At 69.9% G+C, this 13,938-nt stretch carries 13 protein-coding genes; 8 read left to right on the top strand and 5 right to left on the bottom strand.

Annotated features, from left to right (window positions below; all coding sequences use genetic code 11):
* Positions 1-7: 7 nt before the first annotated feature.
* Positions 8-787 carry a maleylpyruvate isomerase family mycothiol-dependent enzyme gene (locus VHU88_19350; protein HEX3613853.1) on the bottom strand — a complete coding sequence of 260 codons (780 nt, stop codon included), beginning with the start codon at positions 785-787 and terminating at the stop codon, positions 8-10.
* Between the two features lie 175 nt (positions 788-962).
* On the opposite strand from VHU88_19350, the gene VHU88_19345 reads away from it, so the two are divergent.
* The 3 genes from VHU88_19345 to VHU88_19335 are packed head-to-tail and all read left to right on the top strand — an operon-like array spanning position 963 to position 3,850.
* Complete coding sequence (locus tag VHU88_19345; GenBank protein HEX3613852.1) at positions 963-1,781, top strand: enoyl-CoA hydratase/isomerase family protein; 819 nt, start codon at positions 963-965, stop codon at positions 1,779-1,781.
* Between the two features lie 3 nt (positions 1,782-1,784).
* Positions 1,785-3,038 (top strand): CaiB/BaiF CoA-transferase family protein, encoded by a 1,254-nt coding sequence (locus VHU88_19340; protein ID HEX3613851.1) that lies wholly within the window; start codon positions 1,785-1,787, stop codon positions 3,036-3,038.
* Positions 3,039-3,040: 2 nt separating this feature from the next.
* A complete protein-coding gene (locus VHU88_19335; protein HEX3613850.1) occupies positions 3,041-3,850 on the top strand; it encodes a 3-keto-5-aminohexanoate cleavage protein in 810 nt (269 codons plus the stop codon).
* Positions 3,851-3,983: 133 nt separating this feature from the next.
* Here VHU88_19335 and VHU88_19330 read toward each other — a convergent pair whose 3' ends face one another.
* Positions 3,984-4,448, bottom strand: coding sequence for a MarR family transcriptional regulator (locus tag VHU88_19330; GenBank protein HEX3613849.1), 465 nt, complete (start codon positions 4,446-4,448; stop codon positions 3,984-3,986).
* A gap of 104 nt (positions 4,449-4,552) precedes the next feature.
* On the opposite strand from VHU88_19330, the gene VHU88_19325 reads away from it, so the two are divergent.
* On the top strand, positions 4,553-5,473 hold the full coding sequence (locus tag VHU88_19325) for a class III extradiol ring-cleavage dioxygenase (protein HEX3613848.1): 921 nt from the start codon (positions 4,553-4,555) through the stop codon (positions 5,471-5,473).
* A 19-nt stretch (positions 5,474-5,492) separates the two neighbouring features.
* Here the strand turns inward: VHU88_19325 and VHU88_19320 are convergent, their stop codons facing one another.
* Both VHU88_19320 and VHU88_19315 read right to left on the bottom strand, forming a co-directional pair.
* Positions 5,493-5,801, bottom strand: coding sequence for a transcriptional regulator (locus VHU88_19320; protein ID HEX3613847.1), 309 nt, complete (start codon positions 5,799-5,801; stop codon positions 5,493-5,495).
* The gene (locus VHU88_19315) at positions 5,798-6,496 is read right to left on the bottom strand and encodes a hypothetical protein (GenBank protein ID HEX3613846.1); all 699 of its coding nucleotides are present in this window, start codon (positions 6,494-6,496) and stop codon (positions 5,798-5,800) included. The genes VHU88_19320 and VHU88_19315 overlap by 4 nt, the downstream gene beginning before the upstream one ends.
* Positions 6,497-6,636: 140 nt before the next feature.
* On the opposite strand from VHU88_19315, the gene VHU88_19310 reads away from it, so the two are divergent.
* Positions 6,637-7,830: an acyl-CoA dehydrogenase family protein gene (locus VHU88_19310; GenBank protein HEX3613845.1), complete on the top strand. Its 1,194-nt coding sequence runs from the start codon at positions 6,637-6,639 to the stop codon at positions 7,828-7,830.
* Positions 7,831-7,840: 10 nt separating this feature from the next.
* Here VHU88_19310 and VHU88_19305 read toward each other — a convergent pair whose 3' ends face one another.
* A complete protein-coding gene (locus VHU88_19305; protein ID HEX3613844.1) occupies positions 7,841-8,689 on the bottom strand; it encodes a glycerophosphodiester phosphodiesterase family protein in 849 nt (282 codons plus the stop codon).
* Positions 8,690-8,942: 253 nt separating this feature from the next.
* Between VHU88_19305 and VHU88_19300 the strand changes: the two genes are divergently transcribed.
* From VHU88_19300 to ppc, 3 genes are all read left to right on the top strand, one after another.
* Positions 8,943-9,599 (top strand): peroxiredoxin, encoded by a 657-nt coding sequence (locus VHU88_19300; GenBank protein ID HEX3613843.1) that lies wholly within the window; start codon positions 8,943-8,945, stop codon positions 9,597-9,599.
* Positions 9,600-9,746: 147 nt separating this feature from the next.
* Positions 9,747-11,135, top strand: a complete 1,389-nt coding sequence (locus tag VHU88_19295) for an NAD(P)/FAD-dependent oxidoreductase (protein ID HEX3613842.1) — start codon at positions 9,747-9,749, stop codon at positions 11,133-11,135.
* Between the two features lie 35 nt (positions 11,136-11,170).
* Positions 11,171-13,900 carry a phosphoenolpyruvate carboxylase gene (gene ppc / locus VHU88_19290; protein HEX3613841.1) on the top strand — a complete coding sequence of 910 codons (2,730 nt, stop codon included), beginning with the start codon at positions 11,171-11,173 and terminating at the stop codon, positions 13,898-13,900.
* The last annotated feature ends 38 nt before the right edge of the window (positions 13,901-13,938 follow it).

The following is a 13,938-nucleotide window of genomic DNA, read 5'->3' as shown; positions in this document are numbered from 1 at the left end:
CGCCGCCTTACAGGTGCGCGCCGGCCCGCCAGGTGGTCAGCAGGCCCGCGTCGCCGCGGCTGTCCAGGCCGGCGGCGTCGCGCCTGTTCCACAACCACAGCAGCAGTTCGCCGGACTGCCCGGAGACGGTGAGGTCCGCGGCGCGCGGCGGCTCGCCCCGGCCGAACGTCGGTGCCTCCGGCCCGAGCGCCGCCCACCAGGCCGCCTCGACGTCGATCGCGCGCACGGCCAGCACGCACTCGGAATCCGTGCGCAGCGTGGCCTCGTAACGGGCCGCGAACCCGCACATGATCTCGTCGACGCCGTCCGCGGCCGGCTCGCGGTCGAGGTCCGCGCCCGAGGTGGGGTGCCCGTCGAGGGCGTTCTGGGCGTCGACCCGATGGACCAGGGTCTCGTGCAGCATCCGCCGGATCCAGAAGTGCCGGGCCGGGCGGCCGGTGTCCCAGATCGTCCAGCAGGACTGGGAGTCCTGGGCCTCGGCCAGCGTCGCCAGGATGCGGTCGGCTGCTTCATCCAGCCGGGCGAGCACCCCGACGACGTCGGTCGGGTCCGGGTCGCTGAACAATTCCCGTCGCTCGTCGCGGTTCGGTGGCCGGTCGCGCGACGCCGAGACCATCGTGCCCACCCAGCGGTAGACCCCGGCGACGTGCACCGCCAGGTCGGTGACGGTCCAGCCCGGGCACATCGGCACGGTCGCGTCCGGTGGGGTGGCCGCGATTGCCTTGCGCTGCAGGGCAATCTCGCCGCGCAGCGTTTCCAGTCCCCGGTCGGGGGTGAACCACGTCATGACAGGCCTGCCTTCTCCTCGGGTCTGGTGCGCTTGACAATTATGCATGTTTACATACAACATGGCGACGTCCATCGGCGGGCGCTGCCGTGCTGAAGCGCCGCCCGCTGGACGAGGGCACGACGCCCGGTTGCTTGTTCCTGAGGCATCATCAGATTGAAGTCGGAGGCCATACGTGACCGGAAGTGCGGTGGCGGCGCAAACCCGCCCGGCAGATCCAAGCACGCCGCTGGTGGGCAAGGAGATGGCCGAGGCGGTCGCCGTCCTGACGTTGCAGCACGCGCCCTACAACCTGCTCAGCCGAGAGTTCACCGTCGAGATCATCGATGCGCTCGCCTGGGCGAAGGCGCAGGGCGCTCGCGCCGTGGTCATCCGCAGCGCTGCGCGGCACTTCTCGGCAGGTGCGGACCTGGACCAGATGCTGGCCGCCGCCGAGATCTCACCGGAGCTGGACTGGCCGCTGCTCGACCTGCTCGAGGCGTTCCGGCGGTTCCCGGCTCCGATCGTGGCCGGCGTGCACGGTGTTTGTGTGGGTGGTGGCTTCGAGTTGGCCCTGGCCTGCGACCTGATCGTCGCGGCGGCGTCTTCGAAGATCGGCAGTGTGGAGGTCACCGTCGGACTGCACCCGTTGATGGGCGCGATCCAGCGGGTGGCGCAGCGCGCCGGCGCCGCGCGCGCGGCTGAGATGGCAATGCTCGGGCGGCGTTACGACGCCGCCACTTTGGAGAGGTGGGGCGTGATCAACCTGGTCGTCCCCGACGAGGAACTCACGTCGGCGACGATGGTGCTGGCGCAGGAACTCGCGCACGGCCCGACGGTCTGCCATGCCGCCACCAAGGAACTGCTGGCCATCGCGATCACGCAGGGCATCGAGGCGGCCGACCAGGCGATGTCCCAGTTGCAGAAGGCGATCTTCGCCTCGGCCGACTTTCGCACCGGGGCTCGCTCGTACCAGGAGCGCGGGGTCGGCATGGCGCGCTTCGAGGGGCGTTGAGCGATGACGCTGCCGTTGGACGGTCTGCGGGTCATCGATTTCTCCCGGGTGCTCGCCGGTCCACACTGCGCCAAGACGTTGGTCGATCTCGGCGCCGACGTGATCAAGATCGAGCCGCCGAGCGGTGACCTGTCGCGCAAGGCTTTCCCCAACACCGACGGGGTTTCCGGGTACTACGCCCAGCAGAACGCCGGCAAGCGCAACCTCTCGGTCGACCTGCGGGTGCCCGGCTCTCGGGAGGTCGTCCTCGAGTTGTGCCGGACCGCGGACGTGATCGTCGAGAACTTCCGCCCCGGCACGCTGGGCTCGTTCGGTCTGGACTACGACTCGATGCGCGAGGTGAACTCGCGCGTCGTCTATGTCTCCATCTCCGGCTACGGCCAGCACGGGCCCTGGAGCTCGCGGATGGCCTACGCCCCGACTGTCCAGGCCGAGGCCGGTCTGACCGCGATCACCAACGAGCAGTTCGGGCGCGACGGGACCTCGCTGCGCAGCGATTCGCTTTCCCACGCGGATGTCTACTCGGGGCTGCACGCCACGATCGCGATCCTCGCCGCACTCAACCGGCGCACGATCAGCGGCGAGGGACAGTACGTGGACGTGGCGATGGCCGCGGTGATGCTCTCGGTGAACGAGCGCGTCCACGTCGAGATGTCCGACGTCGACCTCGGCGCGGAGCGGCCCATCCTCGGCGCTGACGACGGCCCGTTCTTCCGCGGCCCGGGCGGGGAGGTCTTCGCCAGTCCGATGTCGCTGGTCGGCAGCATGTCCTTCCCGTTCTACCTCGCGGCGATGCGTCGACCGGACCTGGCCGACGACCCCCGCTTTCGTACCCCGACCGACCGTCTGGCGAATCTCGCGGCACTGCATACGATCGTGCAGGAGTGGATCGGGACCTTCTCGGACATGGCCTCCCTCGATGCCCAGTTCGACGAGGCGAAGATCGCCACGGGTCGGGTCCGCGGGTTGCGCGAGCTCGCCGAGAGCGAGTGGTCAACCGACTGGTCCGCGATCCGCGCGGTCAGCGACCGGTCCGGCGGCGAGTACCAGATCCCCGGCCGCCCGTGGCACTTCAGCGAGGCCAAGCGGGATCTTGCCGGACCGGATGTAGTGGCCCGTCAGGGCGAACACAACTCCGAAATCCTCCGCGAGATCGGCCTGACCGACACCGAGATCGCCCGACTCGACGCCGTCGGCGCACTGATCCGGAGTTTTCCAGCCGAAGCCGGGCGTCCGTCGGGCGAGAGCGTTCGGTGAGGATGTCAGCCGTCATCACCGTCGCGAGCACCGGGCCGATCGCGAGCAAGACGGACAACCCGACGTTGCCGACCCAGCCCGACGAGATCGCCGCAGCGGTGCACCGCGCTTATGGCCTCGGCGCGGCGGTCGCCCACATCCACCTGCGCGACGAGCAGCACCGGCCGACCCCGGACCTGAGGATCGCGCGCCGGGTGATGGACCTGATCGCCGACCGCTGCCCGATCCTGATCCAGATGTCCACCGGGGTCGGTCTCGATGTGCCGTTCGAGGACCGGGAGAAGCTGGTCGAGCTGCGGCCGCGAATGGCCACGCTGAACCCGTGCTCGATGAGCTTCGGGTCCGGGGAGTTCCTCAACCCGCCCGCCGGGGTGCGCCGGCTGGCGGCCCGGATGCAGGAGTTGGGCGTCAAACCCGAGCTGGAGATCTACGACACCGGGCATCTGGACGCGGTGCTGCGGTTGCGCGACGAGGGCCTGCTGGATGACCCCTTGCAGTTCAGCATCGTGCTGGGCGTGCCGGGCGGGGCCGCGGCGACGGCGGTCAACCTGGTCGAGATGGTGCGCCGGTTGCCGGAGGGCTGCATCTGGCAGGTGATCGCGATCGGGCGGAGCAACTTGGCGCTGACCGGAATCGGCCTGGCGATGGGTGGGAACGCCCGCGCGGGCATGGAGGACACGCTCTACCTGGGCAAGGGGCGCCCCGTACAGGGGAATGACGCCCTCGTTGCCCGTGCCGTAGCGCTGGCCAAGGACCTAGACCGTGACATCGCCACAGTCGAGGAGACAGTCAAGCTGTTGAGCCTGCCTTAGCGCCCCTGCGCTCATCGATGAGCGAAACGTCCACTCTCATACGCGGCGCGTCAAAAATCGGGCCTCCGGCGGGCTGATTCCGACGCGCCGCGCATCGGAGTGCGCGCCCCGCGCATCGGAGTGCGCGCCCCGCTCATCGATGATCGGGGTGCAGTCCGATGCGGCGGCCGATGTCGCGTAGTTGACGCAGTTGGGCCCGAGTCAGCCGGTCGAGGACCAGGCGGCGCACCTCGGCGGCGTGGCCCGGCGCGGCGCCGACGACCAGAGCCAGCCCCGCGGCGGTGAGCGTGGCCAGGGTGGCGCGGCCGTCTGCCGAGTCCGGACGCCGGGTCAGCAGTCCGCGGCCTTCGAGCCGCGCCGCCACCTGCGACAGGCGGGGGAGTTGAGCGTCGGTGAACTCCGCCAGGGCGCTCATCCGAAGTGTTCGACCCGGCGCCTCGGACAGGCCGATGAGCACCATGTACTCGAAGTGGCTGACCCCGCTGTCGCGTTGCAACTGGCGGTCCAGGGCGCCGGGAAGCTTGACGACCACGCCGATCAACGCCAGCCAGGCGGCCATCTCCGTCTCGTCCAGCCAGCTCGCAGGCGCCTCGGGCACGCCCCTAGCTTACTTCACGACGCAACCGATTCTACATCCGGAATAACTTGCACCATGAAGTGATTGAGGTGGACGATGGCACCGAGCCGGATCGGAGGCGCCCGATGTCCAACCCGGTAACCCTGACCGGCCAGAACTCGCGTACGGCTGCCGCGGATGCGCGGATCGACACCGGCCACCCGTTCGCGGCACACCTGCATCGAGTGGCTGCCCGCGACACCGAAGCGCCGCACCGGCCCTGGGGTCCCGACGACGGCCCGCTGCCGGCGATCTACCTCTCGCACGGCGCGCCGCCGACCCTGGAGGACGCCGGCTGGATGGGTGAACTGTTCGAGTGGGCCCGGACCATGCCCAAACCGAAGGCGATCCTGATCGTCAGCGCCCACTGGGAGTCAGCCGGCCTCGGCATCACCAGCAGCACTCCGACCGAACTCGTCTACGACTTCGGCGGCTTCGCGCCGCTGTACTCCCGGATGCGCTACGACACCCCGGAGGCCACCGACCTCGCCCGGCGGGTGCGTGCCGCGCTGCCGGACACCGAGCACGTGCACGAGCATCACCGCGGGCTGGACCACGGGGCGTGGATTCCCCTGAAGATCATGTACCCGCACGGCGACATCCCGGTGCTGCAGCTCAGCCTCCCGACCCAGGACACCGCCAAGTTGCTGTCCCTCGGAGAGCGGCTGAAAACCCTGCGCCAGCAGGGAGTCCTGGTGATCGGCTCCGGCTTCATGACCCACGGCCTGCCGTTCCTGACCCGCGAGATGTGGGTGGACGGCGTCGTGCCCGACTGGTCCCGCGAGTTCGACCGGTGGGCCGCCGAGGCGCTCGCCCGCGGCGACGTCGACGAACTGGCCCAGTTCCGCGCCCGGGCCCCGGGCCTGCCCTATGCCCACCCGACTGTCGAGCACTTCACGCCGATCTTCGTCACACTCGGCGCGGCCACCGCGCCCGAGGCGCCGGTCACCACTGCCATCGACGGCTTCGTGTTCGGCTTGGCCAAGCGCTCGTTCCAGGTGGCCTGAGGCCGTTCGGGCTGCCCCGCTAGCCCCGCTCCAGGTGCTGGATCAACGACTTCAGCGCCGCGATCTCCCCGTCGAGGGCGCGTTGGCCGGCCTTGGTCAGCTCGATCCAGGTCCGCCCGCGACGTCCCTCGTAGCCCTTCTCGATCGCGACGAGTCCGGCGTTCTCCAACACGGTCAGGTGCTGCGAGAGATTCCCGGCGGTCAGCCCCAGGGTCGTGCGCAGGAAGCCGAACTCGACCTTCCGAGCCTCCCGGGTGACCGACATGATCCCCAGCCGCACCCGCTGGTGGACCACGTCGTCGATGCCGTTGACGGGGTGTTCGGTCATGCTTCGGCGCGTTGCGTCACGGCGAGCAGGATCCCACCGACCAGGAGCACGGCCGCGTCGATGAGCAGGCGCGGCAGGAACGCCCACGGCGTCGGCCGGTGGAACCAGGTCACGCCGGCGCTGCCGACCTCGACGACCAGGTAGACCAACGTGACCGCGAGCAACGGCAGGCTGCGTTCCGTCCAGGCCGGCAGCAGCAGCGCGAGGCCCACGGCGCCGGCCGGTCCGGCGATCCGGTAGAGGAACTCCGACTGACGGCCGGGCTGCAGGTGCAGCGTGCCGATCAGGAACCCCGGGTGGTGATCGGCCCACCACGCCCAGGCCGCGGTGAGCACGGTCAGCAGTGCTCCCAGTCCGAGATAAGGCGCGGTTGTGGTCGCGAGGCCCAGGCGCCGGGACCGATGCACGTAGAACCAGCCGATCGCCACGTACGCGGCGAGGACCGCGATCGGCCAGTACCAGAGGGCGAGGGTGGGGGCAATGCTGCAGACCAAGGTGTCCGGGGTTGGCGCGGCGCAGTGCCGCGGATGCGGACCGTACCGGTTGAACGGCGCGGCCGCGACGGTGATCGTGGCGAACACCAGCAGCGGGAACCAGGCGCCGCGGCGGGCGCGACGGACCTGGGCGGCCAGCGCCCGGGTTTGTGACAACAGGGCCCGCGGGTCGTTCTCCGCGGGATTCAACGAGCGCGTCATGCCATCTAGTTTGCATCGCAAACCTGTTGGCGACATGGTCCGAACGGACGGTTCTCGGCTCAGGCGCGGCTCACGGCCTGCCGGGGGATAGCGTCGGGCCACTGCGTCGACGCCGTGGTCGGCCGGTGGAGGAGGCCGTCGTGGATGACCTGTTGCTCGGGGTCGGGCAGGCGTTGGGCACCGACTATCTGCTGCTGCGCGAGCAGCTCACCGCGGAGCAGCGCGACTACCTGTTGCGCGCCCGGTCCTTCGTCGACAACGACGTGCTTCCGGTGATCAACGGGTACTGGGAGCGCGCGGAGTTCCCCTGGCCGCTGGTCAAGAAGCTGGGCGAGCTCGGCCTGGTCGGCGACGGCATCGCCGGTTACGGCTGCCCGCCGATGGACCCGCTGGCCGCCGGTCTGGTGCACATGGAACTGGCCCGTGGGGACGGCAGCGTCTCGACGTTCGTCGGCGTGCAGGCGGGCCTGGCGATGCAGTCGATCGCGCTGTGCGGCTCGGAGGAGCAGAAGCAGCGCTGGCTGCCGGGCATGGCTGCCCTCGACGTGATCGGCGCGTTCGCGCTCACCGAACCGGACCATGGCTCGGACTCGATCGCGCTGGAGACCTCGGCCCGACGCGACGGCGAGCACTGGGTGCTCGACGGCGCCAAGAAGTGGATCGGCAACGGCAGCATCGCCGACGTCGTGGTGGTCTGGGCCCGCGACGTCGCCGACGGTCAGGTGAAGGGCTTCCTGGTCGAGAAGGGCAGCCCCGGCTGGTCGGCCCGGGTCATCGAGGGCAAGGGCTCGTTGCGCGCGGTGTGGCAGGCCGAGATCACGATGGCGGGCGTACGCGTCCCGGCCGAGAACCGGCTGCCCGGGGCCAACTCGTTCAAGGACTGCGCCAACGTGCTGGTGGGCACTCGCGGGGCCTGCGCCTGGATGGCGCTCGGCCACGCCGTCGCCGGGTTCGACGCCGCGCTTTCCTACGCCCGCAACCGCAAGCAGTTCGGCAAGAGTCTGACGTCGTTTCAGATCATCCAGGAGCGCCTGGTCCGGATGCTCGCCGACGTCACCGCGATGCAGCTGTACTGCATGCAGATCGCGCGGCTGGCCACCGACGGCAGGCTCGAGCCGACCCTGGCCGGCCTGGCCAAGATGCACAACACCAGCAAGGCGCGCCACGTCCTGGCCGAGGCCCGCGACCTGATGGGCGGCAACGGGATCCTGCTCGACTTCCACACCATCCGGCACATGACCGACATCGAGGCGGTGCACACCTTCGAGGGCACCGAGACGATCCAGACCCTGATCGTCGGTCGCGACATCACCGGGGTCAGCGCGTTCGCCTGACGGATCGGCCTCAGCGCAGGCCGTCCGCGGTGAGCGTGGCCATCGCGGCGTGCAGGTCGTTGACGTAAACGCCGTTCGCGCCGTCGGTGATGATCTGGGTCAGCGACGCCGGCTCGCCCTGGACGGGCAGGACCAACTTGCCCGCGGAAACGGCGGCGGCGACCAGTGCTCTGGTCACCAGGCCGGTGTCGTCGGCGTCGCCGTACGGCACGAGGATCGCGTAGTCGCGCTGCCAGTCGGCCGCGGAATGGACCATCCGCGCCAGGTCGTCGTGCGGCACGCCGGCGTTGTGCAGCTTGTGCCCGTTGGGGTCGTTCTCCACGACGAAGATCACTTGGCCGGCCATGCCGTCGGCCTTCACAGTCTTCATCAAGTTGTTCGCCTGACTTTGGGTCAGTTTCGTCTTGATGTGCAGGAAGACCTTCACGGTGCTCGATCGCTTCGCGATGTAGAGCAGGCTGTGGTTGACGGTCGGCACCTTCGTCCCGGCAAACGCCGGGCCGAACCAGGAACCCGCGTCGCATTTCTCGAGCTTCGTGAAAGTCAACGAGGCCACGGACCCGGTGCAGTTCGTGGTGCTGCCCACGGTGGCGTCGTGCATTGCCACCGCCGTGCCGTTCCTGGTGTAGCGGACGTCGAACTCGATCCCGTCGGCACCGGCGTCGATGGCGTCCTCGAAAGCCGGCAGGGTCGACTCCGGGTCGTCGTCGGTGTCGCCCCGGTGCGCCACGACGAACACCTGGCCGGTGCCGGCCGATGCCGTGCCCGCCGTGGTGCCGATCACCGCGCTTGCGGCCAGCAGCCCGGTCAGGGCCCCGCGGCCGAGGAGCCGGCGCCCCGAACGAACGATGACTCGCACGGCTGTCCCCCGACGCTCCGGCCGCTGATGTTGATCGCAGTCGGTTCGACGCGCGCGGATGTGTACGGGTCGTGGGAGCGGCCTGTGTGTGTGGTCAAGTCTTGGTCAGCCGTTGCGTCCCGAACCGGTGCAGAGGCCGGCTTCCGGACGCCGGACGCTCCCGGCACGGGCCGGCACGTCGCGGAGTGCGGCGACTAGGGTGCAAAGAGTCGGCGGGCGCGCCGCCGGAACCAGCTTCGAAGGGATTGCACTCGTGACTCTGCTCATCGGCGACACCGCGCCCGACTTCGAGGTGGACAGCACCGAGGGCCCGATCAAGTTCCACGAGTGGATCGGCGACTCGTGGGCCGTGCTGTTCTCCCACCCGAAGGACTTCACCCCGGTCTGCACCACCGAACTGGGCTACATGGCCAAGCTGAAGCCGGAGTTCGACAAGCGCAACGTGAAGATCATCGGCCTCTCGGTCGACTCGACCGGCGACCACGAGGGCTGGGCGCGCGACATCGAGGAGACCCAGGGCACCGCCCCGAACTACCCCCTGATCGGGGACAACAACTTCGTCGTCTCGAAGCTGTACGGGATGCTGCCCGCGAGCACCTCCGGCGACGCGAAGGTCCGCACGCCGGCCGACAACATGACCGTCCGGAACGTCTTCGTGATCGGCCCGGACAAGAAGGTCAAGCTGATCCTCGTCTATCCGATGAGCACCGGCCGCAACTTCGACGAGGTCCTGCGGGTCATCGACTCGCTCCAGCTCACCGCCAAGCACTCGGTGTCCACCCCGGTGAACTGGCAGCAGGGCGATGACGTGATCATCGCCGGCTCGGTGAACAACGAGAAGGCGAAGGAGATCTTCGGCACCTGGAAGGAGCCGAAGCCCTACATCCGGATCGTCCCGCAGCCGCAGTGAGCTGCCGCCGCCGTGCCTCGCTGACTGGTCGAGGCGCGGCGGCCAGGTCGGGGTGTGGCGCAACTCATCCGGCTGCACGCTCTCTGGACGTGGGTAGGTGGGACGGCTCACTGCGGTTCAACGCCCCGATTGGGGAAGATTCGCGGCATGTCGCAACAGGCGGGTCACCACGTAGTCATCATCGGCTCCGGCTTCGGGGGCCTGTTCGCCGCGCGTTCGTTACGCAAGTCCCGGGTCGACGTCACGTTGATCGGGCGTACCAGTCACCACTTGTTCCAGCCCCTGCTGTACCAGGTCGCCACCGGGGTGCTGTCCCAGGGCGAGATCGCCCCCGCCACCCGGGAGATCCTCAGCCGCCAGCGCAACTCCCGGGTCATGCTCGGCGAGGTCGTCGACATCGACCTGGCCGAACGCACCGTGACGGCCAACACCCCGATCGGCACCTTCCGGACCTCCTACGACTCCCTGATCGTGGCCGCCGGTGCAGGGCAGTCCTACTTCGGCAACGACCACTTCGCCGACTACGCGCCGGGCATGAAGTCCATCGACGACGCCCTGGAGTTGCGCGGCCGGATCTTCGGCGCGTTCGAACGGGCCGAGGTCGCCGGCGACGAGGAGTCGCAGCGACGCCTGCTCACGTTCGTGGTCGTCGGCGCCGGGCCGACCGGGGTCGAGATGGCCGGGCAGATCGCCGAGCTCGCGCACCGGACGCTGCCCCGCGACTTCCGCCGCATCGACCCGTCACAGGCGCGGATCGTGCTGGTCGACGCCGTGGACTCGGTGCTGGCAGGCTTCGGCCCCAAGCTGTCCCGGAAGGCCGCCCACCGGCTGGAGGAGATGGGCGTCGAGCTCGCGCTCGGGCAGAAGGTAGTCGACCTCGACGCCGAGGGCGTGGTGTTCGAGGACCACTCCGGCAAGCGGACGCGCATCGAGTCGTACTGCAAGGTCTGGGCCGCGGGCGTCGCGGCATCGCCGCTGGGTCGTGCGCTGTCCGAACAGTCCGGTGCCGGCCTGGACCGGGCCGGCCGGATCAAGGTCCTGCCCGACCTCACGCTGCCGGGGCATCCCGAGGTTTTCGTGGTCGGCGACATGATCGCGCTGGACGACCTGCCGGGCGTCGCGCAGGTAGCGATGCAGGGCGCCAAGCACGCCGCCGCGGCGATCGACCGGGCGGCCCGCGGGCGCCCGGAGGCCAAGCCGTTCAAGTACCACGACAAGGGCAGCATGGCGACGGTCTCGCGCTTCAACGCGGTGGCCGTGATCGGGAAGATCAAGCTCTCCGGCTTCATCGCTTGGCTGATGTGGCTGGTAATTCACCTGATCTACCTGGTCGGGTTCAAGAACCGGCTGACGACGTTGCTGCGGTGGACGATCAGTTTCGTCGGCCGTGGTCGCTCCGAGCGCACGGTCACCGCGCAGCAGATCCAGGGCCGGGTGGCCCTGGAACGGCTCAAGAAGGTCGACTCGACGCCGTGGGAGCTGCGGCCGGTCGGCGCCGGTGGCGGCGATCGGGGGAAGTCGAGCGGTCGCTCCTGACCTGGGCGTAATCCCGCCCGGTTAGCCTGCCGGTGATGGACGTCGAAGCCGAGGATCCGTACGCCGCTTTGCGGGCCGACATTCGCCGCGTGGTCGGCCTGCTCGGCGAGACGTTGGCTCGCCAGGAGGGTGCCGATCTCCTGGACCTGGTCGAGTCGGTTCGCACGACCGTGCGCACCGACTCAGCGGCTGCGGCCGACCTGCTCGGCGGCCTGCCGCCGGCCACCGCCGCCCTGCTGGTCCGCGCGTTCGGCTCGTACTTCCACCTGGCCAATGTCTGCGAGCAGGTGCACCGGGCCCGGGAGCTCACCCGGCTGCGGATGGAACAGGGCAGTTGGCTGGACCGCGCGGTCGACCGGGTGCGCGCGGCCGGCGTCGACGCAGCGGCTCTGGCGAACGGGATCTCGCGGCTGTCGGTGCGGCCGGTGTTCACCGCCCACCCCACCGAGGCCGCGCGCCGCAGCACGCTGACGAAGCTGGCGCAGATCGCCGAACTGCTCGACGCGGAGCCGGTCGGACCGGCCGAGGCCCGCCGGGCCGAGCATCGCCTGACCGAGGCGATCGAACTGCTCTGGCAGACCGACGAACTGCGCCTGATACGACCGGAGCCGATCGACGAGGCCCGCAACGCGGTCTACTACCTGGCCGAACTGGCCCGCCATTCGATGCCCGATCTGCTCGAGGACATGGCGCGGAGCTTCGCCGACCTGGGCGTCGACCTGGCGCCGACGGCGCGGCCGTTGACGTTCGGCAGCTGGATCGGCGGCGACCGCGACGGCAACCCGAACGTCTCGGCCCAGGCCACCCGCGACGTGATGGTGCTCGGCCACGAGTACGGCATCGCGGTGGCGCTGGACGTCGTCGACCAGTTGCGCCAGGACCTGTCGCAGTCCAGCCGCATGGTGCCCGCGAGCCCGGCGCTGCGCGACCGGTTGGCCGCGGATCTGGAGCGGCTGCCGGAGGTCGCCGAGCGGCACCGGCGGCTGAACGCGGAGGAGCCGTACCGGCTGGCTCTGACCTGCATCCGCGCCAAGCTGGCCAACACCCGCACCCGCATCGCGCGCGGCGCGGCGCCGTCCCCGGGCCGGGACTACCTCGGTGCCGACGAACTGCTCGAGGACCTGCTGCTGGTTCGCGATTCCCTGGTGGAGCACGGTGCCGAACTGGTCGCTCACGGTCGGTTGGAGCACGGCATCCGCACGATCGCCGCGTTCGGCCTGCACCTGGCCACCCTTGATGTGCGCGAGCACGCCGATGCCCACCACGCCGCGCTGGGCCAACTGGTCGACCGGCTCGGTGAAGCGCCACGGCCCTACCTGGAGCTGCCGCGCGCGGACCGGACGGCCTTGCTGGTGGCCGAACTGACGGGCCGTCGGCCGTTGGCCCCGACCCCGCCGCCGCTGGACGACGACGGCCGGCGCACCTACGAGGCGTTCGTCGCGATCGGCGACCTGCTCGACCGTTTCGGCCCAGCGGTCGTGGAGTCCTACATCGTCTCGATGACCACCGGCGTCGACGACCTGCTCGCTGCCGTGGTGCTGGCCCGCGAGGCCGGCCTGGTCGATCTGACGGAGGGTCACGCTCGGATCGGGTTCGTGCCGTTGTTGGAGACGCCGACTGAACTGGCCGCCGCCGCGGAGATCCTCGACGAGTTGCTGCGCATCGCGCCCTACCGTCGGCTGCTCGAACTGCGCGGCGACGTTCAGGAGGTGATGCTCGGCTACAGCGACTCCAACAAGGCCGGCGGCATCACCACCGCCCAGTGGGAGATCCATCGCGCGCAGCGGGCGTTGCGGGACGTGGCCGCCGCGCACGGGGTCCGGCTGCGGTTGTTCCACGGCCGCGGCGGAAGCGTCGGCCGGGGCGGCGGACCGAGCCACGAGGCGATCCTGGCCTCGCCGCGCGGCGTGCTCGCCGGCGAGATCAAGGTGACCGAGCAGGGCGAGGTCATCTCCGACAAGTATCTGTTGCCCGCGTTGGCCCGGGAGAACCTGGAGCTGACGGTGGCCGCGGTCATCGAGGCGACGCTGCTCAACCGCGGCCCGCGGCAGACCCCGGAGGAGCTCAAGAACTGGGACGCCTGCATGGACCTGGTCTCGGGAGCCGCGCACCAGGCCTACCTGAATTTCGTCGAGGATCCGGACCTGCCCGCCTACTTCCTGGCCGCCACCCCGGTGGAACTGCTCGGCGCACTGAACATCGGCTCCCGGCCGTCCCGGCGTCCGGACTCCGGCGGTGGGCTCGGCGGACTGCGCGCGATCCCGTGGGTGTTCGGCTGGACGCAGTCGCGGCAGATCGTCCCGGGCTGGTTCGGTGTGGGCAGCGGGCTGGCCGCGGCGCGGGAGGCGGGCCACGGCGCCCTCCTGGCCCAGATGAATGCCCGCTGGCACTTCTTCGCGAACTTCCTGTCCAACGTCGAGATGACGCTGGCCAAGACCGACCTGCGGATCGCCGCGCACTACGTCGAGGCCCTGGTCCCGGCCGAGCTGAGTCACCTCTTCGAAGCGATCCGCGCGGAGTACGAACTGACGGTCCGTGAGCTGCTGGCCGTCACCGGACAGGAGGAGTTGGTGTCGCGGAACCCGGTGCTGCAACGCACCCTGCGGATCCGCGACGCCTACCTGGACCCGCTGTCCTACCTGCAGGTCTCGCTGCTGCGCGGGGTGCGGGCGTTGCCCGAGGGCATCGATCCGGACCCGAGCGTGCAACGGGCCCTGCTGCTGTCGGCCAACGCGATCGCGGTGGGCCTGCGCAACACCGGCTGACGTAGCGTCAGTTCCGTGCCGAAACCGAGGATTAGGAG

Source organism: Sporichthyaceae bacterium (genome assembly GCA_036269075.1).
Classification (GTDB): Bacteria; Actinomycetota; Actinomycetes; order Sporichthyales; family Sporichthyaceae; genus DASQPJ01.
This window is presented reverse-complemented; position numbering and strand designations above follow the sequence as displayed.

Excerpts from the sequence above, each read along its gene's own strand:
- VHU88_19325 (HEX3613848.1), top strand. The coding sequence starts at position 4,553 with ATGTCCAACCCGGTAACCCTGACCGGCCAGAACTCGCGTACGGCTGCC.
- ppc (HEX3613841.1), top strand. The coding sequence starts at position 11,171 with ATGGACGTCGAAGCCGAGGATCCGTACGCCGCTTTGCGGGCCGACATT.
- VHU88_19335 (HEX3613850.1), top strand. The coding sequence starts at position 3,041 with ATGTCAGCCGTCATCACCGTCGCGAGCACCGGGCCGATCGCGAGCAAG.
- VHU88_19340 (HEX3613851.1), top strand. The coding sequence starts at position 1,785 with ATGACGCTGCCGTTGGACGGTCTGCGGGTCATCGATTTCTCCCGGGTG.
- VHU88_19295 (HEX3613842.1), top strand. The coding sequence starts at position 9,747 with ATGTCGCAACAGGCGGGTCACCACGTAGTCATCATCGGCTCCGGCTTC.
- VHU88_19350 (HEX3613853.1), bottom strand. The coding sequence starts at position 787 with ATGACGTGGTTCACCCCCGACCGGGGACTGGAAACGCTGCGCGGCGAG.
- VHU88_19315 (HEX3613846.1), bottom strand. The coding sequence starts at position 6,496 with ATGACGCGCTCGTTGAATCCCGCGGAGAACGACCCGCGGGCCCTGTTG.
- VHU88_19320 (HEX3613847.1), bottom strand. The coding sequence starts at position 5,801 with ATGACCGAACACCCCGTCAACGGCATCGACGACGTGGTCCACCAGCGG.